The organism is Kitasatospora sp. NPDC029312, from assembly GCF_055569215.1.
Window position 1 is genome coordinate 277,874 of sequence record NZ_JBVHXY010000002.1, and the last position, 23,948, is coordinate 301,821.

Consider the following 23,948-nt stretch of genomic DNA (forward strand, 5'->3'; position numbering starts at 1 on the left):
GTGCGATCACCCTCCACCACAAGAGATAAGAGCAGAACGAAGAAGAACAGCCGCTGCCGTAGCTCTGCCTCCCCCCCCCCCCCCCCACCACCCCCCCACCCCCCCCCCCCCCCCCCCCCCCCCCCCCCCCCCCCCCCCCCGGCGTGTCCTCAGCCGGTGGTGAGCGGCCCGAGCAGCAGGTCGGTGAAGCGGCGGGTCCACTCGGGGGTGATCGGTTCGCCGCTGATCAGGACCCGGTGCTCGACGGTGCCCGCGATGGTGTCGAAGATGATGTCGACCTCCTGCGCCGCCGCCTCGGCGTCGGTGTCCGGTTCGAGCTCGCCGCGCGCCTGGGCGGACGCCCGGCCCTGCCGGACGAGGTGCTTCTGCGGGTCCACGATCGCTTCGCGGATCCGGCGGTGCAGCTGTGGGTCCCGGATGCCCTCGGCGAAGAGCGCGAGCAGCGCGGCCTGGGTCTCCGGGCGGGCCAGCAGGTCGGCGAACTGGGTCACCACCGCCTCGATGTCGTCCCGCAGGTTGCCGAGGTCGGGCATCACCAGTTCGTCGAAGAGGCTGGCGACGGCGTCCACCACGAGTTCGTTCTTGGACGGCCAGCGGCGGTAGAGGGTGGTCTTGGCGACCTTGGCGCGGGCCGCGACATGGCCCATGGTCAGTCCGCCCCAGCCGAGTTCGGCGAGCGCCTCGCGGGTGGCGTCGAGGATCGCGAGGTCGGCGGCGGCGCTGCGCGGGCGGCCCTTGGCCCGGAACGCGTGGGCGCGCTCCCGGACTGTGCTGTCCGGGCTCGCGGGGGGCTGGGCGGCCGGCACCGGGTCTCCTTGCGCTTTACTGGTAAGTAACTTGGGTGGGGCTGGTAACGGTAGCGACTGTTCGCCGATTCGGGCAGCCGCCGGAGCCGGGAAAGTGGGACAGGTCACGTCCCCGAAGCGCTGGTGGGGCTTGCGGCCGGGGCACCGGCTCCAGTTACGCTACGACCTGTAGCGAAAGCAGTGACAACCAGGCGCCGCATCCGTGGGACGGGGGCGGCGCGGTGCGGGTGGGGATCCGTGCCGAACGGTTCAGGCTACCGGGGGAAGGGCGCACCGCCCGGAAACCCGTCGCCGCGCAGCCCGCGCGGGGCGACTTTCCGGAGGTTGGCGCCCGCGAGCAGCGCGGACGGGGGAGGATGGTGCCATGCAGCCACGGAATTCGCGTCTCAACAGCGCCGCCCTGCGCGGCGCGGTCGACCTCGCCGCAGTGAAGGCGGCCGGCGAGGCCGCCCAGAAGGCCGAGCAGGCCCGGGCCGAGCGGGCCCGTCAGGCGGCCGCCGCCGAAGCGGCCGGAGTCGCCCCCGCCCAGTCCGCCGACTACCGGCTCGTCATCGACGTCACCGAGGACACCTTCGAGACCGAGGTCGTCCAGCGCTCCACCGAGGTGCCGGTCGTCATCGACTTCTGGGCCGAGTGGTGCGGTCCCTGCAAGCAGCTCAGTCCGATCCTGGAGAGCCTGGCCGAGGAGTACGCCGGCCGCTTCGTGCTCGCCAAGATCGACGTGGACGCCAACCAGCTGATCGCCCAGCAGTTCGGCATCCAGGGCATCCCGGCCGTGATGGCCGTGGTGGCCGGCCAGCTGGTGCCGCTGTTCCAGGGCGCGGAGAGCGCCGCCAACGTCCGCAAGGTGCTGGACCAGCTGATCCTGGTCGCCGAACAGCGCTTCGGCATCTCCGGCGGCGTGGGCGCCCCGGGCGACGAGCCCGCCGCGGCCCCGCAGCGGCCGGAGGACCCGGCGCTGGCCGCCGCGCACGACGCGCTGGACGCCGGGGACCTGGGCGGCGCCATCCAGGCGTACCGGAACGTGCTGACCGACGAGCCCGGCAACACCGAGGCCAAGCTCGGCCTGGCCCAGGCCCAGCTGCTGCAGCGGGTCGAGGGCCTGGACCTGCAGACGGTCCGGGCGGCCGCCGCGGCCGACCCGAAGGACGTCGAGGCGCAGCTCCGCGCCGCGGACATGGACCTGGTGGGCGGTCACGTCGAGGACGCCTTCGGGCGCCTGGTGGACACCGTCGGCCGGACCTTCGGCGAGGACCGGGACACCGCCCGGCTGCGCCTGCTGGAGCTGTTCGAGGTGATCGGCGCCGAGGACCCGCGGGTCGTCGCGGCCCGGACGGCGCTGGCGCGCGTGCTGTTCTGAGCCCGGTCGTCGCGCCTGGCACCGAGTGCCTGGCACGGCGGATGACCTGCGGTGTCGCTGGTGATATGGCGACAATCCGGTCCACCGGACAGACGTTTACCAAATCTTGATTTCACCCGTGGGTGGTCACGTTCAGTGACCACCCACGGGTGTTTCGTCGGTGTTTCGGGGGAGTTTCGCCGTCACGTTTCCTTCAAGTCGTCACGCACGGTGTAATTTCGGACGTTTTCATGATCGGCTCCACCGACTGTTGGATTACCCGTCAGTAAGTCACCCCTTGTGCTTCGCCCGGGATTCAAGCACGATCGGCCACGCCCGGTCCCAGACTCCACAGCCGCCGACAGCCGGTCGGCCGAAACGGAGCGCGGGATCCCCACCGGGTGATCCGCCGGCTCCGGTCGGCGGGAGGGAGGGCAGGGGGGTATCCGCGGTCCCACGGCGGTTCCTGTCCTCGACCGGCCGCGCGGCCCTGCGCGGTCGCTGGTTGTCGCTCGGGGGTGATCGCCGATGTCGTCGGTCCGACCCGTCGTCCCGCAAGGACGGCCGGTATCGGGACGGGAGTGCCGCGTTGCGCCGGCCGCTCCCGCGTCCGGCGACGCCCAAGGCGCTCTCCGCTACCGAGGACGTAGCTCTCTCCCATCCCAGGCCCCCACCGGCGCGGGACGCGCCGCCGGGAGCCGGAGATGTACGTCCTAGAAGGAGGACTCGCATGTCCAAGGCCTACGGCAAGACCCGCTGGAAGCGCTTCGCCCTGGTGATGGTGCCGAGCGTCGCGGCCACCGCGATGGTCGGCGTCTCGATCGCCAACAGCGCGCTCGCCGCCTCGTTCAGCATTTCCGGCCAGCAGTTCAAGGTCAGCACCGACCAGCTGCACGGCACCAACTTCGCCCAGTTCGGCTCGGTCGACATCGAGGCGAACGGCAAGCCCCACCCGGTCGCGGTCTCGGCCTTCGACCACGCCGACATCACCAACCTGTGCCAGTCGGTGGTGACCGACCTGTCCGGGTTCGGCCTGGGCAAGATCACCCTGCAGCTGCACGCCGGCACCGAGGCGGGCAAGCCGGTCCAGGCCGACAACCTGCTGATCGACCTCGAGCAGCTGAAGGCGGACGCGACCTTCACCAACATCAACATCGGTCAGGACGCCTCCACCCTCTCCGGTACGGCCACCCAGGGCTGGACCCCGCACCCGGGCGTCACCAAGGCGGGCGGCGGCGCCGGCCTGCCGAGCGGTCCGACCGGCTTCGCCCAGGCCGCCCAGAAGGCCGACCTGGCCGGCGTTCAGCAGACGGCCCGGGCCACCTCGGCCGGCACCTTCAAGCTGAACGGCCTGAACCTCGCGCTGAAGAGCGGCGACGGCCCGGGCAACGAGTGCTTCTGAGTCCGGTCTGACGGCACACCACCGGGTGTGCCGGCGTGACGGGTCCACCTGCGGCCGGGGGGCGGCGGATCACCGCCGCTCCTCGGCCACCCCCCTTTTGTTCCAACCTCGTAGCGACGTCGAGGAGTTGCACCATGTCCAGCGCAACGGTCGAGACGCGGCCCCGTCAGCAGAACCCGGTCGGGTGGCTGTGGCGGCACTTCCGTGAATTCCGCCGCACCAGGCCCTTCTGGGGCGGCCTGCTGGCCATGATCGCCGGCGTCCCGATCCTCTACTTCCCCTACGCGCACCTGTCGTTCGGCGGGCTGACCATCGCGATGTCCACCACGGCGGGCGCCGGGTCGCTGATCATCGGGGTACTGATGATCATCCTCGGTCTGACCGCCTGGTTCCAGCCCGCCGTGCGGGTGTTCGGCGGCATCGCGACCATCCTGCTGACGCTGGTCTCGATCCCGGTCTCCAACCTGGCCGGCTTCGGCATGGCGCTGCTGCCCGGCCTGATCGGCGGCGGGCTGATGGTCTCCTGGGCGCCGCTGCCGGAACCCTCGGCCGAGCCGGTCGGAGGCCGGCGCGCGCGGCGGGCCGAGAAGGCGGCTGACCCCTCGGTGGCGCAGAGCGTCGCCACTGACCCTGCCGCTGAGAGCGTCACCGATCCCGCCGCTGGGACCGCCGCCGAGCCCACCCCTGAGGCGGCCGCCGAGGCGCCCACCGCGAAGCTGCCCGCCCAGGCCGCGCCGCAGGAGCCCGCTGCGGCCGAGCCCGCCGCCGGGCCGACCGTGCCGCAGCAGCGCGCCGACGGGGAGCAGGAGGAGGCGCGGTGACCGGGCCGGCCGAGCAAGCAGAGGGCACGGCCGCCCCCGCGCAGCGCTCCGGCCGGCACGCGGCGCCGAGAACGCCGGTCCGGGTCCGGCTGAGAGGCCGCGCGCTGGCGATGGCCGCGGTGCCGACCGCGCTGCTGATGGCCGCCGCCTACACGCCCAACGCGGCGGTCGCCGAGTCCACCGCGAGCAAGTCCTGCCCCACCGCGCCGGCCACCGTGCCGGACGTCGCGCCGGTCGAGACGCCCGTCCCCAAGAGCGAGTTGCCCGAGCCGCCGCCCGGCCCGTCCGCCGCGCCCACCACCGGGCCGACGGCCGCCCCGAGCACGGGTCCGACCGCCGTGCCCCCGACCACGCCGAGCCCGACGGCGGCCCCGACGCCGACGGCCGCACCGCCCACCTCGCCGGTGAAGCCGCCCGCCGCCACGGCGCCCACCTCGCCGGTGAAGCCGCCCGTCGTCCGCTCCGCCGGCACCGGTGGGTCGGGTGCGGTGAGCGCCGTCTACCAGGGCGCCGGAAACGGCACGGCCACCGCGAGCCAGGCCGGGCTGATCGACGACATCGTGGGTGGCATCAACCACCTGCTGAACCCGGGTGGGTCGGCCAGTCCGACACCCAGTGCCACCCCGACCCCGGCCCCCGCGCCGGGCACTCCCCAGACCCCGGCCGCCCCGGCGCCGCAGGCCGGCACCCCGGCACAGCCCGCCCAGTCGCAGGCCCCGGCCGCGGGCGCCCAGCAGGCCGCGCCACCCGCCGCGCAGTCTTCCGGCGCGCAGTCCTCCGGCGGGAAGTCTTCCGGGCAGTCGTCGTCGGTCGCCACCGCGCCGACCGGCAAGGCGAGCCCGAAGGCGTCTGCGTCCACGACTCCCTCGGCCGGTGCCACGACGACGCCCACGCCCGGCGCGAGCGCCTCCGGCACGCCGTCCGCCTCGCCCACCGCCGACCCCAACTGCACGGTCGACGCCCGGAGTCTGACCGCCGGTGCGGCCGCCGCCGAGCACGTCGTCCCGGAGCAGAACTGGACGCTGCAGACCAGCCGGCTCGGCCTGCACGGCGCGGTGTTCCACGGCGTCTACGACGTGAAGACCCCGACCGGCACCAAGCGGGTGCTGAAGTTCGTGGTCGACAGCGTGGACATCGAGAACCTCGACATGTCGACCCTGGAGGGCAACGGCGTCACCTTCCACGTCCAGGGAGCCCCGGGCTCGACCTCGACCATGCGCAACGGCCCGGTCACCATGTACGTGGAGCGGCTGTCCGGCCACCTGTCCAAGGTGCTCGGCCTGCCGATCCCGATCGACCTGGGCGAGATCACGCTCACTCCGGACACCCTCCCGCGCTGGCTGTACGACCTGATCGGCGCCATCCCGATCCCGCTGGACCTGGAGCTGACCGGGGTGACCGCCAAGCAGGCCGGCCAGTTCGGCGGCACCCTGCACATCCCCGGGATGCACCTGTTCAACGACGACGCGCCCTACAGCGACAAGTAGCGCCGAGTAGCGGCGAGTAGAGGCGACGGGCGCGACAAGAAGCCGACGGCGAAACGCCGGTGGGGCGGCCCTCCCGTGAAGGAGGACCGCCCCACCGGCGTTCGTACGGCCCGGCGTCACTCGCCGTGGCTGCCCAGGCGGTGCACCTGCACCATGTTGGTGGTGCCGGGGATGCCGACCGGGACACCGGCGGTGACGATCACGGTGTCGCCCTCGCTCAGCTCGCCCATCTTCAGCAGCTCGCGGTCGACCTGAGCGACCATCGCGTCGGTGGTGGCCACCTGCTCGGTGACGTACGACTCGACGCCCCAGCTCAGCGAGAGCTGGTTGCGGGTGGCCGAGTCCGGGGTGAAGGCGATCACCGGGATCGGCGAGCGGTAGCGGGACAGCCGGCGCGCGGTGTCACCGGACTTGGTGAAGGCGATCAGCGCCTTGCCGTTCAGGAAGTCGCCCAGCTCGCAGGCGGCGCGGGCGACCGAGCCGCCCTGGGTCCGCGGCTTGCGGCCCGGGTTGAGCGGCTGGAGGCCCTGGGAGATGAGCTCCTCCTCGGCCTTCTCGCAGATCCGGCTCATGGTGCGGACGGTCTCGACCGGGTACTTGCCGACGCTGGACTCGGCGGAGAGCATCACCGCGTCGGTGCCGTCCAGGATGGCGTTCGCGACGTCCGAGACCTCGGCGCGGGTCGGGCGCGAGGCGTGGATCATCGACTCCATCATCTGGGTGGCGACGATGACCGGCTTGGCGTTGCGGCGGGCCAGCGTGATCAGCTGCTTCTGGACCAGCGGCACCTGCTCCAGCGGGTACTCCACGGCCAGGTCGCCGCGGGCGACCATGATGGCGTCGAAGGCGAGGACGATCTCCTCCATGGCCTCGACGGCCTGCGGCTTCTCGATCTTGGCGATGACCGGCACGCGGATGCCGACCTCGTCCATGACCTCGTGGACGTCCTTGATGTCGTCCGCGTTGCGGACGAAGGACAGGGCGACCATGTCGACGCCCAGGCGCAGCGCGAAGCGCAGGTCGTCCTTGTCCTTCTCGGACAGGGCGGGCACGTTCACGGCCGCACCGGGCAGGTTGATGCCCTTGTTGTTCGAGAGCACGCCGCCCTCGACCACCACGGTCTTCACCCGCGGGCCGTCGACGCTGACGACCTCCAGGGCGATGACGCCGTCGTTGATCAGGATCGGGTCGCCGGGCTTCACGTCGCCGGGCAGGCCCTTGTAGGTGGTGCCGCAGATGTGCTGGTCACCGGGGACGTCCTCGGTGGTGATGGTGAACTCGTCGCCGTTGTCGACGGTCACCGGCCCGTTGGCGAAGGTCGCCAGCCGGATCTTGGGGCCCTGGAGGTCGGCCAGGACGCCGATGGCCTTGCCGGTGTCCTCCGAGACCTGGCGGACCTTGCGGTACCGCTCTTCGTGGTCCGCGTGGTTGCCGTGGCTCATGTTCAGTCGGGCGACGTTCATGCCCGCCTCGACGATGGCCTTCAGCTGTTCGTAGGAGTCCGTGGCCGGACCCAGGGTGCAAACAATTTTCGCTCGGCGCATATGGATCAGTCTATCCGTTCGTGTTATAGGTGCATTCCGCACGGACCGGGAGGAATCGCCGACGAAGAGTTTCGAGGAGTGAGACGATTTCGTGTCAGTCCTCGGACACACCACCCTCCCGGTGCACCAGGGCGAAGGCCTGTCGGGCGATCTCCAGCTCCTCGTCGGTGGGCACCACCGCGACCGCCACCCGGGCGTACGCGGGCGAGATGATCCGGGGCTCGCCGGAGCGCACCGAGTTCAGCTCCGGGTCCACCGCGATGCCCAGCTCGGCCAGCCCCGCGGTGGCCGCCGCGCGCACCGGCGCCGCGTTCTCGCCGACGCCCGCGGTGAACGCGATCGCGTCCACCCGGCCGAGCACCGCGTAGTAGCCGCCGATGTACTTGCGCAGCCGGTGGACGTAGCCGTCGAAGGCGAGCCTCGCGTCCGCGTCCCCCTCGTCGGCGCGGCGCATGACCTCGCGCATGTCGTTCTCGCCGCACAGGCCGCGCAGGCCGCTGCGGCGGTTGAGCAGGTCGTCGATCTCGTCGATGGACATCCCGCCGACCCGGTGCAGGTGGAACACCACGCCGGCGTCGATGTCACCCGAACGGGTGCCCATGACCAGGCCCTCCAGGGGGGTGAGGCCCATCGAGGTGTCCACGCAGCGCCCGCCGCTGACCGCCGAGGCGGAGGCGCCGTTGCCCAGGTGCAGCACGATGACGTTGACCTCGGCCGGGTCCTTGCCGAGCAGCCGGGCGGTGGCCCGCGAGACGTACTGGTGCGAGGTGCCGTGGAAGCCGTAGCGGCGCACCCGGTGCTCGTCGGCGACGGCCTTGTCGATCGCGTACCGGGCCGAGTACTCGGGCATCGAGGCGTGGAAGGCGGTGTCGAAGACGGCCACCTGCGGCAGGTCGGGGCGCAGCGCGCGGGCCACCTCGATGCCGGTGATGTTGGCCGGGTTGTGCAGCGGCGCGACCGGGATCAGCCGGCGCACCTCCTTGAGCACCTCGTCGGTGATCACGGTCGGCTCGGTGAACCGCTTGCCCCCGTGCACCACCCGGTGGCCGATCGCGGCCAGCTCGGGGGAGTCCAGGCCGAGGCCGTCGGCGGCCAGCTCCTCGGCGACGGCCTTCAGCGCGGCCGAGTGGTCCGGGAAGACCTGCAGCAGCTCGCGCCGCTCGCCCGTGCGCGGGGTGTGCGCCAGCCGGCCGCCGGCCTCGCCGATCCGCTCGACCAGCCCGGAGGCCAGCCGGGCTCCGTCCAGCATCTCGATCAGCTGGTACTTCACCGACGAGGAGCCGGCGTTGAGAACGAGGACGCGGGTCCCTGCGGTCATGCCTGCGGCTCCTTGTCGTCCTGGGACTGGATGGCGGTGATCGCGACGGTGTTGACGATGTCCTCCACCAGTGCCCCGCGCGAGAGGTCGTTGACGGGCTTGCGCAGCCCCTGCAGCACCGGGCCGACCGCGACGGCGCCGGCCGAGCGCTGGACGGCCTTGTAGGTGTTGTTGCCCGTGTTGAGGTCCGGGAAGATCAGCACCGTCGCCCGCCCGGCCACCGGCGAGCCCGGCAGCTTGGTGGCCGCGACGTGCTCGTCCACCGCCGCGTCGTACTGGATCGGGCCCTCGACCAGGATGTCCGGGCGCAGCTCGCGGACGATCTCGGTGGCCTTGCGGACCTTGTCGACGTCCGCGCCGGAGCCCGAGGTGCCGGTGGAGTACGAGAGCATCGCGACCCGCGGCTCCACCCCGAACTGGGCGGCGGTGGCGGCGGACTGGATCGCGATGTCGGCCAGCTGCTGGGCGTCCGGGTCGGGGTTGACCGCGCAGTCGCCGTAGACCAGCACCTTGTCGGCGAGGCACATGAAGAAGACGGAGGAGACGATCGAGGCGCCCGGCGAGGTCTTGATCACCTCGAAGGCGGGCCGGATGGTCGCCGCGGTGGAGTGCACCGCGCCGGAGACCATGCCGTCGGCGATGCCCTCCTGGACCATCAGGGTGCCGAAGTAGGAGACGTCGGTGACCACGTCCAGGGCCAGCTCGACGGTCATGCCCTTGTGGGCGCGCAGCCGGGCGTAGAGCTCGGCGAACTGGCGGCGCAGCGGGCTGGTGGTCGGGTCGACGATCCGGACCTGGGCGCGGTCGGCGCCCGGCTCTCCCCCGGCCTGGCCGCCGGGAGGCGCCCCCACCTGCGGGAGGTCGATGCCCAGGCTCGCGGCCTTGCGGCGAACCGCGTCGACCTCGCCGAGCAGGGTGAGGTCGCAGATGTTGCGGCGCAGCAGGATCTCCGCGGCGCGCAGCACCCGCTCCTCGGTGCCCTCGGGCAGCACGACGTGCCGGCGGCCGGCCCGGGCGCGCTCCAGCAGCTCGTGCTCGAACATCATCGGGGTGACCCGCTCGGACCGGCCGACCTCGATCCGGTTCGTCAACTCCACGGTGTCCACGTGCAATTCGAACAGGCCGAGGGCGATCTCGGCCTTCCGGGGGCTGGCCGTGGTGAGCTTGCCCTCCAGGTGGGTGAGGGTGGCGGCGGTGGGCCAGCTGCCCTCGGGGACGACCGCGACGGGGGTGCCGGGGGCGAGCCGGGCGGCGAGCGCCATGACGTTCGGCCCGGGGTGCAGGCCGAGGGTCAGCAGCACGCCGGCGATCGGCGGCTCGCCGGCCGCGTGGGCGGCCAGCGAGCCGACCACTAGGTCGGCGCGGTCCCCGGGGGTGACCACCAGGGCGCCCTCGGTCAGCGCGTCCAGGAAGGTGGGTAGCATGGCGCCGCCGAAGACGAAGCCGCGCACGTCCCGGGCCAGGCCCGCGGCGTCGCCGAGCAGCACCTCGGCGCCGGTCGCCTCGACCAGCTGGGCGACGGTCGGCGCGGCCAGGGCCGGCTCCTCCGGGATGACGTAGGCGGGGATCGGCAGCTTCTCGGTGAGCGTGCGCTGGATCCGCTGCTTGGCGCCGGCGGCCGTCCGGTTGGCGATCATCGCCAGGGTCTCGCAGCCCAGGTCGGTGTACGCCCGGTGGGCGCCCAGCGCCTCGGCGATCACGGCCTCCGGGTCCTTGCCCTGGCCGCCGACCACCGGCAGCACGGCGGCGCCGAACTCGTTGGCCAGGCGGGCGTTGAAGGCCAGCTCGTCCGGGATGTTGGTGTCCGCGAAGTCGGTGCCGAGGACCAGGACGGCCTGGCAGCGCCGCTCCAGCGACCGGAAGCGGTCGACCAGGGCGGAGACCAGTTCGTCCTGCCCCCGGGCGGCCTGCAGCGCGGCGGCCTCCTCGTAGGTGAGCCCGTACAGCTCGGAGCCGGGCAGCTCGATCCGGTAGCGCCCGCGCAGCAGCTCCACCACGTGGTCGGAGCCCGGCTCGCCGGGCGCGGCCGCGTGCACCAGCGGGCGGAACGCCCCGACCCGGTCCACCTGGCGCGTGAGCAGTTCCATGACCCCGAGTTCGACCGCCTGCCGGCCGTCCCCTCGGTCGATGCCGGTCACGTACACGCTGCGCGCCACGTGGGTGTCTCCGTCCCGTCGTCTCGGAAGCTGGTCATATCGACCATACCTTCGACCTCCGCGCGGCCGTCCGCTAGCAGGGTCCGGCCGGGGCGGCAAGGGACCAAGGTCACCTCCGGGCGCCCGGGGGGAGGGGCGCCCGGAGGCGGCGGTCAGCGGGCCGGGCGGAGCCAGACGGTGGCGAGCGGGGGGAGGACGAGTTCGGCGGAGCGGGGCTGGCCGTCCCACTCGACCGGGTCGGCCTTGACCGGGTGGGAGTTGCCGACGCCGCTGCCGCCGTAGGTCTCGGCGTCGGTGTTCAGCACCTCATCCCAGAGCTGCTCGCGGCCCGGGAGGGCGGGCAGGCCGACCCGGCGGCCGTGGCGGACCACGGGGGAGAAGTTGCAGACGGCGACCAGCGGGGTTCCGTCGGCGGCGAAGCGGACGAAGGAGAGCAGGTTGTCGTCGGCGGCGCCGCCGTCGAGCCAGCGGAAGCCGTCCGGGACGGTGTCGAGCTCCCAGAGGGCCGGGGTGTCCCGGTAGACCCGGTTGAGGTCGCGGACCAGGCGGCGCACCCCCAGGTGCTCCTCGCGGGCCGGCCACTTCTCGTCGAGCACCCACCACTGCGGGCCGTGCTCGTGGTCCCACTCCGCTCCCTGGGCGAACTCCTGTCCCATGAACAGGAGTTGCTTGCCCGGGTGGGACCACATGAAGCCCAGGTAGGCGCGGTGGTTGGCGCGCTGCTGCCACCAGTCGCCGGGCATCTTGGCGACCAGGGCCTGCTTGCCGTGGACGACCTCGTCGTGCGAGATCGGCAGGATGTAGTTCTCGGAGTACGCGTACACCATCGAGAAGGTGATCTCGTTGTGGTGGTACTTGCGGTGCACCGGCTCCTTGGACATGTAGACCAGCGAGTCGTGCATCCAGCCCATGTTCCACTTCAGTCCGAAGCCGAGCCCGCCGGCGTCGGTGGGCCGGGTGACGCCCTCCCAGGCGGTGGACTCCTCGGCGACGGTGACCACGCCGGGGCAGCGGCGGTAGACGGTGGCGTTCATCTCCTGGAGGAACGCGGCCGCGTCCAGGTTCTCCCGGCCCCCGAACTGGTTGGGCGTCCAGGCGCCGCCCTCGCGGGAGTAGTCGAGGTAGAGCATCGAGGCGACCGCGTCCACCCGCAGGCCGTCGACGTGGAACTCCTCGCACCAGTAGACGGCGTTGGCGACCAGGAAGTTGCGCACCTCCTTGCGCCCGTAGTCGAACTCCAGCGTCCCCCAGTCCGGGTGCTCGGCGCGCAGCGGGTCGGCCGGCTCGTACAGCGGCTCGCCGTCGAAGCGGGCGAGTGCGAAGTCGTCCTTCGGGAAGTGCGCGGGCACCCAGTCGACGATCACGCCGATGCCGTGCCGGTGCAGGGCGTCCACCAGGTACCGGAAGTCGTCGGGGGAGCCGAGCCGGGCGGTGGGCGCGTAGTAGCCGGAGACCTGGTAGCCCCAGGAGCCGCCGAAGGGGTGCTCCATCACCGGCATGAACTCCACGTGGGTGAAGTTCAGCTCCTGGAGGTAGCGGGGCAGTTCCTCGGCGATCTCCCGGTAGGTGGTGAGCTCGGGCCGCCAGGAGCCCAGGTGCAGCTCGTACACCGACATCGGCGCGCGGTGGTGGGCGCTGCGGGCCCGGCGGGCCATCCACTCACCGTCCTGCCACGCGTACGCCGAGGAGGTGACCACCGAGGCGGTGCCGGGCGGGCACTGGGCGGCCCGGGCCAGCGGGTCGGCCTTGTCGAGCACCCAGCCCTGCCGGGTGTGGATCTCGTACTTGTACGTGGCGCCCTCGGCGAGGCCGGGCACGAACAGCTCCCAGATCCCGGAGGAGCCGAGCGAGCGCATCGGGTGCCCGGTGCCGTTCCAGTGGTTGAAGTCGCCGATCAGCCGGACTCCGACGGCGTTCGGCGCCCAGACCGCGAAGGCGGTGCCGGGGACGCCGTCGACGGTGCGCACGTGCGAGCCGAGCGCCCGCCAGAGCTGTTCGTGCCGGCCCTCGGAGATCAGGTGCAGGTCGAGCTCGCCCAGGGTGGGCGGGGTGCGGTAGCCGTCGTGCTGGCGCAGCGGCTCGCCGCCGGGGTAGGTCACCAGCAGGGTGTAGTCCGGGAGGTCGCCGCCGGCCAGCAGGCCGGTGAACAACCCGCCGTGCTGAGGGGTGAGTTCGGCGGGGCCCTCGGCGGTCTCCACCACCACCCGCTCGGCGAAGGGGCGCAGCACCCGGATCGCCGTGCCGCCGTTCACCGGGTGGGCGCCGAGCAGCGCGTGCGGGTCGTGGTGCTGCCCGCTCACCAGCCGGTCCACCTCGGCCGGCGGCAGCGGCGCTTCGGGCAGGCGCAGCGAGCCGGTGGCGGTGTCCGCCGGGACGGGGGCCGCCGGGACTTCCCCGCTCGCCCCCGGGCTCTCGGCACCGGCGCGCCCTTCGGCTCGGGGCGGGTCGGCCGGCGAGGCGGCCGGAACGGGGCGGCTGGGGCGGCCGGTCGGGTCGAGCGGCGTCACGGCGTGGTCCTCCTGCGGGGTGGGCGAACTCGTGGCGGAGCGGGGTGAGTGCGGGGATCAGACGGACAGGGCGAGCCGGTTGATCGCGGCCAGCGGGATCGGCAGCCAGCTGGGCCGGTGCCGGGCCTCGTACACCACCTCGTACACCGCCTTGTCGATCTCCAGTGCCCGCATCAGCTCCGGGGAGGCCGCCGGGTCGGCGCCGCCCCCGGCGGTGTAGCCGGCGCAGAAGGCGGTGCGGTTGCGCTGCGCCCAGGCGGCGGCGAGGTGGGCCAGTTCCGGGTCGACCGGGCCGCCGGCCAGCAGGTGGGCGGCCGCGTAGTCGAAGGAGCGCAGCATCGCGGCGACGTCCCGCAGGGCGGGTTGCGGTTCGCGGCGCTCGTTGACGGACTTGGCCGGCTCGCCCTCGAAGTCCAGCAGCACCCACCCGTGCGGGGTGCGCATGGCCTGTCCGAGGTGGAGGTCGCCGTGGATGCGCTGGACCGGCAGGCCGTCCGGGTGGGCGTCGGCGAGCTGCTGGAAGGCGTTGCGCAGCGCGGACCGGAAGCGCAGCAGTCCGGGGACGGCGGCGACCGCGCTGTCCAGCCGGTCGGCCATCGCGGTGGCGAGCCGGCCGGTCTGGGTGCGGTCGAGCCGGGCGACCGGCATCGAGCGGGCCAGCACCCGGTGTACCTCGGCGGTGGCCCGGCCGAGCCGGTGCGCCTCGATCGCGAAGTTGCCGGGGGAGCGGTCGCCCTTGAGCCGGCCGACCTGGTCGAGGGCGAGCTCCCAGCCGTCCTCCGCGTCCGGCAGGTAGCGCTGCAGCAGCCCCAGGGTGGCGGGCTCGGCGCGCTCCATCCGGCTCTCGAACCAGGCGGCGACCCGGGGGATGCGGGTGGAGCCGGCCCGGGAGAGGGCGAGCGAGAGCTCCAGGTCGGGGTTGGTGCCAGGGTGGATGCGCCGGAACAGCTTGAGGATGTACGACGTGCCGTAGATGACCGAGCTGTTGGACTGCTCGGCGGTGGAGGCGCGGCCGGGGAGGTTGGCGGGCAGTCCGGAGCCCGGGGTGCGGCGGAAGGACAGCGCGCCGAAGCGGTCACCGGTGGCGAGGTGTTCCAGCAGGCGGCCGGTGAGTTCCGGGTCGTGCACGGCGTCGTAGAGGGCGGCGCCGTCGTACGGGCCCTGGCTGAGCCGGCCGAGCACCGCGCTGGGCTCGATCCCCGCGGGGCCCTGGGAGCGGATGCCCAGCAGGAGCTGGTAGATGTCGCCGTGCGGGGCGCCGGCCGTGGTGGCGTGCTCGACCCGCAGCAGCAGGTGCAGCAGGGCCGGGTCGCCGACCTGCAGCGGGGTTCCGACCACCGGGGTGAGTCCCGTGATGGGCCGTCCCTTCCCGGCGTACCAGCGCTGGGTGGGGAGCCACTCGGCGATCAGCGGCAGGGCCGCCTGGACGAGTTCGCTGACCCCCAGGGCGGTTCTCCGGGGCCCGGTGCCGCGCACGCCCGTGGGCGCGGCGGGACCGGCCGGGGCGTCGGGCTGCACATGGGCTTGAGAACGGGAGGTTTCGGACATGACTCCCTTTCCCCGGAAGCACGCGGACTGCCCGACGGGTCGTGGCCGGGTCCGTCAGTCTTCCGGATTTCGGCGGCGCGGCGGTCGCGGCACGCGAGCACGGCTCGGGTGTCACGCCTTCGTGTGGGTGGCCGTTGGGCTGTTCTCCGTACGCGGTGGTGCAGAGAGCTCCGGGGGCGCGGGGTGCAACTCGCGCCCCCGGAGGGTCTGGTGGTGCCGTGCGGACCGGCGGCCGGCGCGGCGCGGCGGATCGTTACTTCGACCGCCTGGTGCCGCTCAGGCGCGGGGGCTGCCGGAGCTGGAACCAGTAGAAGCCGTGCCCGGCCAGCGTGAGCAGGTAGGGCCACTCGCCGATCGACGGGAAGCGCACCCCACCGATCAGCTCGACCGGGTACCGTCCGCCGTACTGCCGAAGGTCCAGCTCGGTCGGCTGCGCGAACCGCGAGAAGTTGTTCACGCACATGACCAGGTCCCCCTCGTACTCGCGCACGAAGGCCAGTACGGCGGGGTTGCTGGACGGCAGTTCGGTGTAGGTGCCGAGGCCGAACGCCGGATTGAGCTTGCGGATCTCGATCATGCGACGCGTCCAGTGCAGCAGCGAACTCGAACTGCTCTGCTGCGCCTCGACGTTGGTCACCTGGTAGCCGTACACCGGGTCCATGATGGGCGGCAGACTGAGCCTGCCCGGGTCGGCGGAGGAGAAACCCGCATTGCGGTCCGGGGTCCACTGCATCGGCGTGCGCACGCCGTCCCGGTCGCCCAGCCAGATGTTGTCGCCCATGCCGATCTCGTCCCCGTAGTAGAGCACCGGCGAGCCGGGCAGGGAGAGCAGCAGGGCGGTGAACAGCTCGATCTGGTTGCGGTCGTTCTCCAGCAGCGGGGCGAGCCGGCGGCGGATGCCCACGTTGGCGCGCATCCGGGGGTCCTTGGCGTACTCCGCGTACATGTAGTCGCGCTCCTCGTCGGTGACCATCTCCAGGGTCAGCTCGTCGTGGTTGCGCAGGAAGATGCCCCACTGGCAGCCGCCCGGGATCTGCGGGGTCTTGGCGAGGATCTCGGACACCGGGTAGCGGGACTCCCGGCGCACGGCCATGAAGATCCGCGGCATCACCGGGAAGTGGAACGCCATGTGGCACTCGTCGCCGCCCGCCGCGAAGTCGCCGAAGTAGTCGACGACGTCCTCCGGCCACTGGTTGGCCTCGGCGAGCAGCACGGTGTCCGGGTAGTCGGCGTCGATCTCCTTGCGGACCCGCTTGAGGAACTCGTGGGTCTCCGGCAGGTTCTCGCAGTTGGTGCCCTCGCGGGCGAACAGGTAGGGCACCGCGTCTAGCCGGAAGCCGTCGATGCCGAGGTCGAGCCAGAACCGCAGTCCGGCGATCATCTCGTCCTGGACCCGGGGGTTGTCGTAGTTGAGGTCCGGCTGGTGGGAGAAGAAGCGGTGCCAGTAGTACTGCTTGCGCACGGGGTCGTACGTCCAGTTGGAGGTCTCGGTGTCGACGAAGATGATCCGGGCGTCCGGGTACTGCTTGTCGTCGTTGGCCCACATGTAGAAGTCGCCGTACGGCCCGTCCGGGTCCGCGCGGGAGGCCTGGAACCACGGGTGCTGGTCGCTGGTGTGGTTCATGACGAAGTCGATGATCACGCGCATGCCGCGCGCGTGCGCGGCGTCGACGAACTCCATGAAGTCGGCGATGTCGCCGAACTCCGGCAGGACCGACTTGTAGTCGGCCACGTCGTACCCGCCGTCGCGCAGCGGCGAGGCGAAGAACGGCGGGAGCCAGAGGCAGTCGATGCCGAGCCACTGGAGGTAGTCGAGCTTGGCCGTGAGCCCCTTGAGGTCCCCGACCCCGTCGCCGTTGCTGTCCTGGAAGGACCGCACCAGCACCTCGTAGAAGACCGCACGCTTGAACCACTCGGGGTCCAGGTTCTTCTTCGAGGTCTCGGGGAAGGTGTCGGGGACGGGCTCGTTCACTGTCACGCTGGGTTCCTCCGAACCGTGAGGAGGTGAGCCGGCTCGGCTGAGGGATCGAGCCGGACGTAGTTGTGCCGGCCCCACGTGTAGACGGCGCCGGTGAGCTCGTCGTGCACCGTGTACGGGCCGTCAGCGTCGTGCCCGGGCAGGGCGATCGTGACGGTGGCCTCCTGGACGTGGTGCGGGTCGAGGTTGACCACCGTGATCACCTGGTCGGTCAGGCCCTCGGAGGTGGTCGCGGTCTTGGAGTAGGCGAGCACCTGCTCGTTGTCGGTGGGGTGGAAGCGCAGGTTGCGCAGCTGCTGCAGGGCGGGGTGGCGCCGGCGCAGCCGGTTCAGCACGGTGAGCAGCGGGGCGAGGGTGTCGGTGCGGGTCCAGTCGCGCGGGCGCAGCTCGTACTTCTCCGAGTGCAGGTACTCCTCGGAGCCCGGGTGGGCCGGCTCGTTCTCGCACAGCTCGTAGCCGGCGTAGACGCCGTAGCTGGGGGAGAGGGTGGCGGCGAGCACCGCGCGGATCGCGAACGCGGCCCGGCCGCCGTGCTGGAGGAAGGCGTGCAGGATGTCCGGGGTGTTGGCGAAGAAGTTGGGGCGCATGTAGGCCGCCGCGTCACCCGTGAGTTCGGTGAGGTACTCGGTGAGTTCGGTCTTGGTGTTGCGCCAGGTGAAGTACGTGTACGACTGGTGGAAACCGATCTTCGCGAGGGTGTGCATCATCGCCGGGCGGGTGAAGGCCTCCGCCAGGAACACCACGTCCGGGTCGGTGCGGGCGATGTCGCCGAGCACCTTCTCCCAGAAGACCACCGGCTTGGTGTGGGGGTTGTCGACCCGGAAGATCCGAACGCCGTGGGACATCCAGAATCGAAGGATCCTGACGGTTTCCTTGACGATTCCGTCCATGTCCTGATCGAAGTTGATCGGATAGATGTCCTGATACTTCTTCGGAGGGTTCTCGGCGTGCGCGATGGTGCCGTCCGCGCGGTGGCTGAACCATTCCGGGTGCTTGTTCACCCACGGGTGGTCCGGGGAGCACTGGAGGGCGAAGTCGAGCGCCACCTCCAGGTGCAGGGCCCGGGCCTCGGCGACGAAGTGGTCGAAGTCCTCGATGGTGCCGAGGTCCGGGTGGATCGCGTCGTGGCCGCCCTCGGGGGAGCCGATGGCCCACGGCGAGCCGACATCGTGCGGACCGGCCGTCAGGGTGTTGTCCGGTCCCTTGCGGAACGCTCGTCCGATCGGGTGCACCGGCGGCAGGTAGACCACGTCGAAGTCCATCGCGGCGATCGCCGGCAGCCGCTCGGCCGCCGTGCGCAGGGTGCCGGAACGCGGCGGCTCGACCCCGTTCGGGTCCACCACCGCGCCCTCCGAACGGGGGAAGAACTCGTACCAGGAGCCGAACAGCGCGCGCTCGCGGTCCACCTGGAGCGGCAGCGGCCGGGAGGCGCTGAGCAGTTCGCGCAGCGGGTAGCGGGCCAGCAGCTCCAGCACCTCGGGGGCGAGCGCCGCGGCCAGCCGCGACAGCGGGGGCAGCCCCGGGTCGCGCAGCGCGTCGGCGGCGGCCAGCACGTGCGCCCGGCCCTCCTTCTTCGGCACGCCGGCGGCCGCCTGTTCGAACAGCCGGGCGCCTTCCTCCAGCACCAGCGCGGTGTCGATCCCGGCCGGCAGCTTGATCGAGGCGGCCTTGCGCCAGGTGGCGACCGGGTCGCTCCACGCCTCCACCAGGTACGACCAGCGGCCGGGCGCGGTCGGGGTGACGTACGCGCCCCAGCGGTCGGTGCCCTCGGCGAGTTCGCGCATCGGCGTCCACGGGCCGCTGCGGCCGCGCGGGTCGCGCAGCACCACGTTGGCGTTGACGGCGTCGTGGCCCTCGCGGAAGACGGTCGCGGTGACCAGGAAGGTCTCACCGACGACGGCCTTGGCCGGGCGGCGGCCGGAGTCGACGAGGGGGCTGACGTCCAGGACGGGGATGCGGCCGATCACGGTGTCGCTCTCTGTCGTCTTGCGGGCGGAGGGCTTGGCGGCGGGTTTGGCGGCGCGTTTGGCAGCAGGTTTGGCAGTGGGTTTGACGGCGGGCCTGGCGGTGGCGGTGGCCCTGGCGGTGCTCGTGGCCGTACCCGCCGCGGCCTTGGCGCCGCTCCTGCGGACAGCGGCCTTCGCGGGTGCGGCGGCCGGGTCGGCGGCCCCGGGGTCGGCGGCCTGGTGGGTGATGGCCGTCGTGGCGGCGCTCGTGCGGCGCGTGGTGGTGCGCCTGCGCGGGGCCGCGGTCCCGCCCTCCTCGACCCCGGGTTGTGGGGTCGCGGCGGAGGGCCGTGCGGTGGAAGGCCGTGCGGTGGAGGGCCGGGCTTCGGAGGATTCGTCACGAACCGCCCCGGACCCCCGGGGCGACGGCATCGCCGGGTCTGTACGAGTGTCAGAATCCATCCGTCCGGCGGATTCCGCGACCGCTGCGTCGAGGCTTTCGGCCACCGGTGTGGACTGGTCCCGCGTGTCGCCGTGCATGCCAAACTCCTGCCCGAGATCAGCGGCAGCTCCTGCGGGGCCGGGGGGGCGGGCCGGGGGAGTGCCGGGAGGACTGCTGGGTGGGGGAGGACGTGCGACCCGAAGCCTGCCCGCGCCGCTGTCCCCGGCAACCTGCCCGGCGCCCGCTGCGCCGGTGCCGGGACGCCCCGGAGCCCGCGCGCGTCCCGGCGCACGCCTCCAGGGGGCACGCCCCTGGCGGCCCGGACGACCCGTGAACGAGCCGACCGGTGGCGAGGACACGCGGCGGCGCGCGGTGAGCGCCGAACGGGCGACAGAAGGAGGGAACGAGCAACGCGAAAAGGATTCGGACGTGCTGCTTCACGGCGGCGTGAGACGCCTCCGCAGCATCAACGACCTTGGCTCATCCTCGCACCGGGAGCACGGTTTTCGCAGCGGTACGACAGGAGTTTCGAGGCCCGTCCCGAGAGGGCGAGGAACCGGAAATGGACCTGTTCCGCGGAGTTCACGCATTGGTAGCGCGGCGCCCCGGAATGTGCGCCTCGCGCGCCCCCCGCGCAGACCAATGCGCCGAATGCGATCTCATCAATAGGCCGAACGGATGGCCAATCGTCCACTTGACCCACTGTCAAGGCGATCGCGAAGGCTACGCTTCACGCCTGTGAAGGCAATCCGCAGATTCACCGTGCGCACCGTCCTGCCCGAACAACTCCAGCCGTTGCACGAGCTGGCCCTCAACCTGCGCTGGTCATGGCACCCCGAGACCAGGGACCTCTTCCGGTCCATGGACCCCGAGGTCTGGGCCGCGACCGGCGAGGACCCGGTGCGGCTGCTCGGGGAGGTCCCGGCCGCCAGACTCGCCGCACTCGCCACCGACCGGCGGTTCCTGCGCAGACTCGGCGACCTCGCCGACGACCTGCGCGACTACCTCACCGGCCCCCGCTGGTACCAGACCCAACTGGAGGCCGGCGCCACCCCGCCGCCCGCCGCGATCGCCTACTTCTCGCCCGAGTACGGCATCGCCGCCACGCTGCCCCAGTACTCCGGCGGCCTCGGCATCCTGGCCGGCGACCACCTCAAGGCGGCCAGTGACCTCGGCGTGCCGATCATCGGCGTCGGGCTGTTCTACCGGCACGGCTACTTCCGCCAGTCCCTGGGCAGGGACGGCTGGCAGCAGGAGCGCTACCCCCTGCTGGACCCGGACGAGCTCGCGGTGAGCCTGCTCCGCGAGGCCGACGGCGCCCCCTGCCGGGTCGACCTCGCCCTGCCCGGCGGCCGCACCCTGGCCGCCCACATCTGGAAGGCCCAGGTCGGGCGGGTGCCGCTGCTGCTGCTCGACTCCGACATCGAGGCCAACTCGCCGGCCGAGCGGGACGTCACCGACCGGCTCTACGGCGGCGGCAGCGAGCACCGGCTGCTCCAGGAGATGCTGCTCGGCATCGGCGGCGTCCGGGCCGTGCGCGCCTACTGCCGGCGCACCGGGCACCCCGCCCCGGAGGTCTTCCACACCAACGAGGGCCACGCCGGCTTCCTCGGCGTCGAACGGATCCGCGAACTGGTCGCCGACCCGGAGGCCGGCCTGGACTTCGCCGCCGCCCTGGAGTCCGTCCGGGCCGGCACCCTGTTCACCACCCACACGCCCGTCCCGGCCGGCATCGACCGCTTCGACCGCGAGCTGGTCGCCCGTCACTTCGGCGGCGACGCGGCGCTGCCCGGCGTCCCGGTCGAGTCGGTGCTCGGACTCGGCGCCGAGACCTGGCGCGGCGGGGACCCGAAGCTGTTCAACATGGCCGCGATGGGCCTGCGGCTGGCCCAGCGCGCCAACGGGGTGTCCACCCTCCACGGCGAGGTCAGCCGCTCGATGTTCAACGGCCTCTGGCCCGGCTTCGACCCCGCCGAGGTGCCGATCACCTCCGTCACCAACGGCGTCCACGCCGCCACCTGGATCGACCCGGCCGTGGTCCGCCTCGGCGCCGCCGAGATCGGCGCCGACCGCGCCGAGGAGGCGATGACCACCGGCGAGACCAAGCGCTGGACCGGCCTGGAGCGGATCGGCAACGCCGAGATCTGGGACCTGCGCCGCAACCTGCGGGCCCAGCTGGTGGACGAGGCCCGCCGACGGCTGCGCACCTCCTGGCGCCAGCGCGGGGCCGGCGAGGCCGAACTCGGCTGGGTCTCCTCGGTGCTCGACCCCGACGTGCTCACCATCGGCTTCGCCCGCCGGGTGCCCTCGTACAAGCGGCTCACCCTGATGCTGCGTGACCCGGACCGGCTGCGTTCGCTGCTGCTGCACCCCACCCGGCCGGTGCAGATCGTGGTCGCCGGCAAGGCCCACCCGGCCGACGACGGCGGCAAACGGCTCATCCAGCAGATGGTCGCCTTCGCCGACGACCCGGCGGTGCGGCACCGGATCGTCTTCCTGCCGGACTACGACATGGCGATGGCCCAGCACCTCTACCCGGGCTGCGACGTCTGGCTGAACAACCCGCTGCGCCCGCTGGAGGCCTGCGGCACCTCCGGGATGAAGGCCGCGCTCAACGGCTGCCTCAACCTGTCCGTCCTGGACGGCTGGTGGGACGAGTGGTACGACGGCCAGAACGGCTGGGCGATCCCCACCGCCGACGAGGCCGGCGGGGCGCTCGACCCGGACAGCGGCGAGGCCGAGCGGCGCGACGACATCGAGGCCGCCGCGCTGTACGACCTGATCGAGGACCAGGTCGCCGGGCGGTTCTACGACCGGGGCGCGGACGGGCTGCCGCACCGCTGGATCGCCATGGTCCGGCACACCCTGGTCACCCTCGGGCCCAAGGTGCTGGCCGGGCGGATGGTGCGCGAGTACGTCGAACGGCTGTACACCCCGGCGGCGCTGGCCCAGCGGGAGCTGGCGGCGGAGCTCCCGCCCCGGGCCGAAGGGAGCGCCGGCACCGCGTCCGCCCGCCCGGAGACGGGCGGACGGGTCACCGCCGCCCGGGAGCTGGCGGTGTGGAAGGCCAAGGTCCGGGAGGGCTGGCCGGCCGTACGGGTCGAGCACGTCGAGGCCGACTGCCCGGCCGAGGCCCAGGAGTTGGGCAGTTCGCTGTCCCTGCGGGTGCAGGTCGCGCTCGGGGCGCTGGAGCCGGGCGACGTCGAGGTGCAGGTGGTCTCCGGCCGGGTGGACGAGACCGACGGCATCTCGGACGCCTCGGTGCTCGCCCTCAAGCCGGTCGGCGGCCCGGACCTGGACGGCCGGACCCGCTACGAGGGCTCGCTGGAGCTCTGCCGGACCGGCCCGTTCGGTTACACCGTCCGGGTGCTGCCCGCCCACCCGCGGCTGGCCTCCCCGGCCGAAATGGGCCTGGTCGCCCTGCCGGCCGAGTCGGCCGGAATGGACGCGGGGCTGTTGCGCTGACGCCCGCGGGTGGTGCGCACCGTTCAGGCTGCCGTCCGGACTCCTACGGACGGCAGCCGTCCGTTTGCACGGTGTAGTGGGCCGGGCGACCGTGAGGGGCATGAAGCGAACTCTGCGGACGGCCGCTCTGGCCGCGTGCTCCGTGCTCCTCGCGGCGTGGCCGGCCCAGGCCGCCACCGCCCCCCTCGCGGCGCCGCCGGCGACCGCGCAGCTGTCCGTCGAACTCTGCCCGCCGCAGGGCCCGGTGGTCCCGGGCGAGGACGGGATCCTGGAGGTGAAGGTCACCAACCGGGGCCCCGCGGCGACCGGGGACGACACCCGGGTGGTCGTCCACCTCCCCTCACCCGGGGTGGTCCGCGCGGCCGACCCGCCGGTCACCCTGACCTACTTCGGCACCGGCAGCTCCTACCAGGTCCCGGCCGGGTTGGCGCCCGGGGCGAGCTCGGTCGAGCGGCTGTCACTGGAGGTCTCGCCGAGCACCTTCTCCTTCGTCACGGTCAACGGCGACGTCCAGGTGTTCTACCCGGGTGACCCGGACCGGTCCGGCCACACCACCCCGTACAGCCTCACCACCGCCGACACCAAGGCGCACTTCATGGTCGGCGCCTCCTCCGCCTGGCAGGCCGGGCACCCCGACCCACAGCCGGGCGACCTCACCGGCAAGCCCGGGGCGACCATCGACCTGCCGCTGTGGGTGTACAACGCCGGCCCCTCGTACTCGCGGCACCCGATCGACGTGCGGATCACCGTGCCGGAGCACACCACGCTGACCGGGACGCCGCCGTACGACTGCACGGCCACCGGCCCGCGCACGCTGACCTGTCACTTCCCCGAGGGGCCGCGCTACCACGACGTCATCTACATCGACCCGGCCGTGGTGATCGACCCCTCGGCGGTCGCCGGGCAGGTGCTGGCGGGCGGGACGCTGGACGTGGCCGGGCAGGAGGACCGCCCCTCGCCGGACTGGCACACCGACTTCGCGGTGACGGTGGACTGACCCGCCGACAGGGTCGGAGCGGCCCGGGGGGGGGGGGGGGGGGGGGGGGGGCGGTGGGGGGGGGGGGGGGGGGGGGGGGGGGGGGGGGGGGGGGGGGGGGGCGGGGAACCCCCCCCCCCGCCCCCCTCCCCCCCCCCCCCCCCCCCCCCCCCCCCCCCCCCCCCCCCCCCCCCCCCCCCCCCCCCCCCCCCC

General features: G+C 72.8%; 14 protein-coding genes. 6 read left to right on the plus strand and 8 right to left on the minus strand.

All coding sequences use genetic code 11. The features are described 5' to 3' along the window. Positions 1 to 149: 149 nt before the first annotated feature. Positions 150 to 806: a TetR/AcrR family transcriptional regulator gene (locus ACZ4WV_RS02770; RefSeq protein ID WP_465742071.1), complete on the minus strand. Its 657-nt coding sequence runs from the start codon at positions 804 to 806 to the stop codon at positions 150 to 152. A gap of 364 nt (positions 807 to 1,170) precedes the next feature. Between ACZ4WV_RS02770 and ACZ4WV_RS02775 the strand changes: the two genes are divergently transcribed. From ACZ4WV_RS02775 to ACZ4WV_RS02790, 4 genes are all read left to right on the plus strand, one after another. Beyond that, complete coding sequence (locus tag ACZ4WV_RS02775) at positions 1,171 to 2,166, plus strand: tetratricopeptide repeat protein (protein WP_465742073.1); 996 nt, start codon at positions 1,171 to 1,173, stop codon at positions 2,164 to 2,166. A gap of 709 nt (positions 2,167 to 2,875) precedes the next feature. Then, positions 2,876 to 3,547 (plus strand): DUF6230 family protein, encoded by a 672-nt coding sequence (locus tag ACZ4WV_RS02780; protein WP_465742075.1) that lies wholly within the window; start codon positions 2,876 to 2,878, stop codon positions 3,545 to 3,547. Positions 3,548 to 3,681: 134 nt separating this feature from the next. Further along, complete coding sequence (locus ACZ4WV_RS02785; RefSeq protein WP_465742077.1) at positions 3,682 to 4,368, plus strand: DUF6114 domain-containing protein; 687 nt, start codon at positions 3,682 to 3,684, stop codon at positions 4,366 to 4,368. Then, entirely contained in the window at positions 4,365 to 5,855 is a 1,491-nt protein-coding gene (locus ACZ4WV_RS02790) for a DNA polymerase III subunit gamma/tau domain-containing protein (RefSeq protein ID WP_465742079.1), read from the plus strand. Before ACZ4WV_RS02785 ends, ACZ4WV_RS02790 begins: the two co-directional genes overlap by 4 nt. Before the next feature lie 116 nt (positions 5,856 to 5,971). Here ACZ4WV_RS02790 and pyk read toward each other — a convergent pair whose 3' ends face one another. The 7 genes from pyk to ACZ4WV_RS02825 form a co-directional block, all read right to left on the minus strand. Then, positions 5,972 to 7,399, minus strand: a complete 1,428-nt coding sequence (pyk, locus tag ACZ4WV_RS02795; RefSeq protein WP_465742081.1) for a pyruvate kinase — start codon at positions 7,397 to 7,399, stop codon at positions 5,972 to 5,974. 94 nt (positions 7,400 to 7,493) lie between these two features. Further along, positions 7,494 to 8,717, minus strand: a complete 1,224-nt coding sequence (locus tag ACZ4WV_RS02800) for an acetate kinase (RefSeq protein ID WP_465742083.1) — start codon at positions 8,715 to 8,717, stop codon at positions 7,494 to 7,496. After that, positions 8,714 to 10,873, minus strand: coding sequence for a phosphate acetyltransferase (gene pta / locus ACZ4WV_RS02805; RefSeq protein WP_465742085.1), 2,160 nt, complete (start codon positions 10,871 to 10,873; stop codon positions 8,714 to 8,716). Before pta ends, ACZ4WV_RS02800 begins: the two co-directional genes overlap by 4 nt. A 152-nt stretch (positions 10,874 to 11,025) precedes the next feature. Next, on the minus strand, positions 11,026 to 13,380 hold the full coding sequence (gene glgB, locus ACZ4WV_RS02810) for a 1,4-alpha-glucan branching protein GlgB (RefSeq protein ID WP_465742087.1): 2,355 nt from the start codon (positions 13,378 to 13,380) through the stop codon (positions 11,026 to 11,028). A 57-nt stretch (positions 13,381 to 13,437) separates the two neighbouring features. After that, positions 13,438 to 14,928, minus strand: a complete 1,491-nt coding sequence (locus tag ACZ4WV_RS02815; protein ID WP_465742089.1) for a maltokinase N-terminal cap-like domain-containing protein — start codon at positions 14,926 to 14,928, stop codon at positions 13,438 to 13,440. Between the two features lie 253 nt (positions 14,929 to 15,181). Then, on the minus strand, positions 15,182 to 16,906 hold the full coding sequence (gene treS / locus ACZ4WV_RS02820; protein WP_465742091.1) for a maltose alpha-D-glucosyltransferase: 1,725 nt from the start codon (positions 16,904 to 16,906) through the stop codon (positions 15,182 to 15,184). Continuing rightward, positions 16,903 to 18,873: an alpha-1,4-glucan--maltose-1-phosphate maltosyltransferase gene (locus ACZ4WV_RS02825; RefSeq protein WP_465742182.1), complete on the minus strand. Its 1,971-nt coding sequence runs from the start codon at positions 18,871 to 18,873 to the stop codon at positions 16,903 to 16,905. Before ACZ4WV_RS02825 ends, treS begins: the two co-directional genes overlap by 4 nt. A gap of 1,159 nt (positions 18,874 to 20,032) precedes the next feature. Here ACZ4WV_RS02825 and glgP point away from each other — a divergent pair. Both glgP and ACZ4WV_RS02835 read left to right on the plus strand, forming a co-directional pair. After that, entirely contained in the window at positions 20,033 to 22,759 is a 2,727-nt protein-coding gene (gene glgP / locus ACZ4WV_RS02830; protein WP_465742092.1) for an alpha-glucan family phosphorylase, read from the plus strand. Positions 22,760 to 22,859: 100 nt separating this feature from the next. Continuing rightward, on the plus strand, positions 22,860 to 23,756 hold the full coding sequence (locus ACZ4WV_RS02835) for a hypothetical protein (protein ID WP_465742093.1): 897 nt from the start codon (positions 22,860 to 22,862) through the stop codon (positions 23,754 to 23,756). The last annotated feature ends 192 nt before the right edge of the window (positions 23,757 to 23,948 follow it).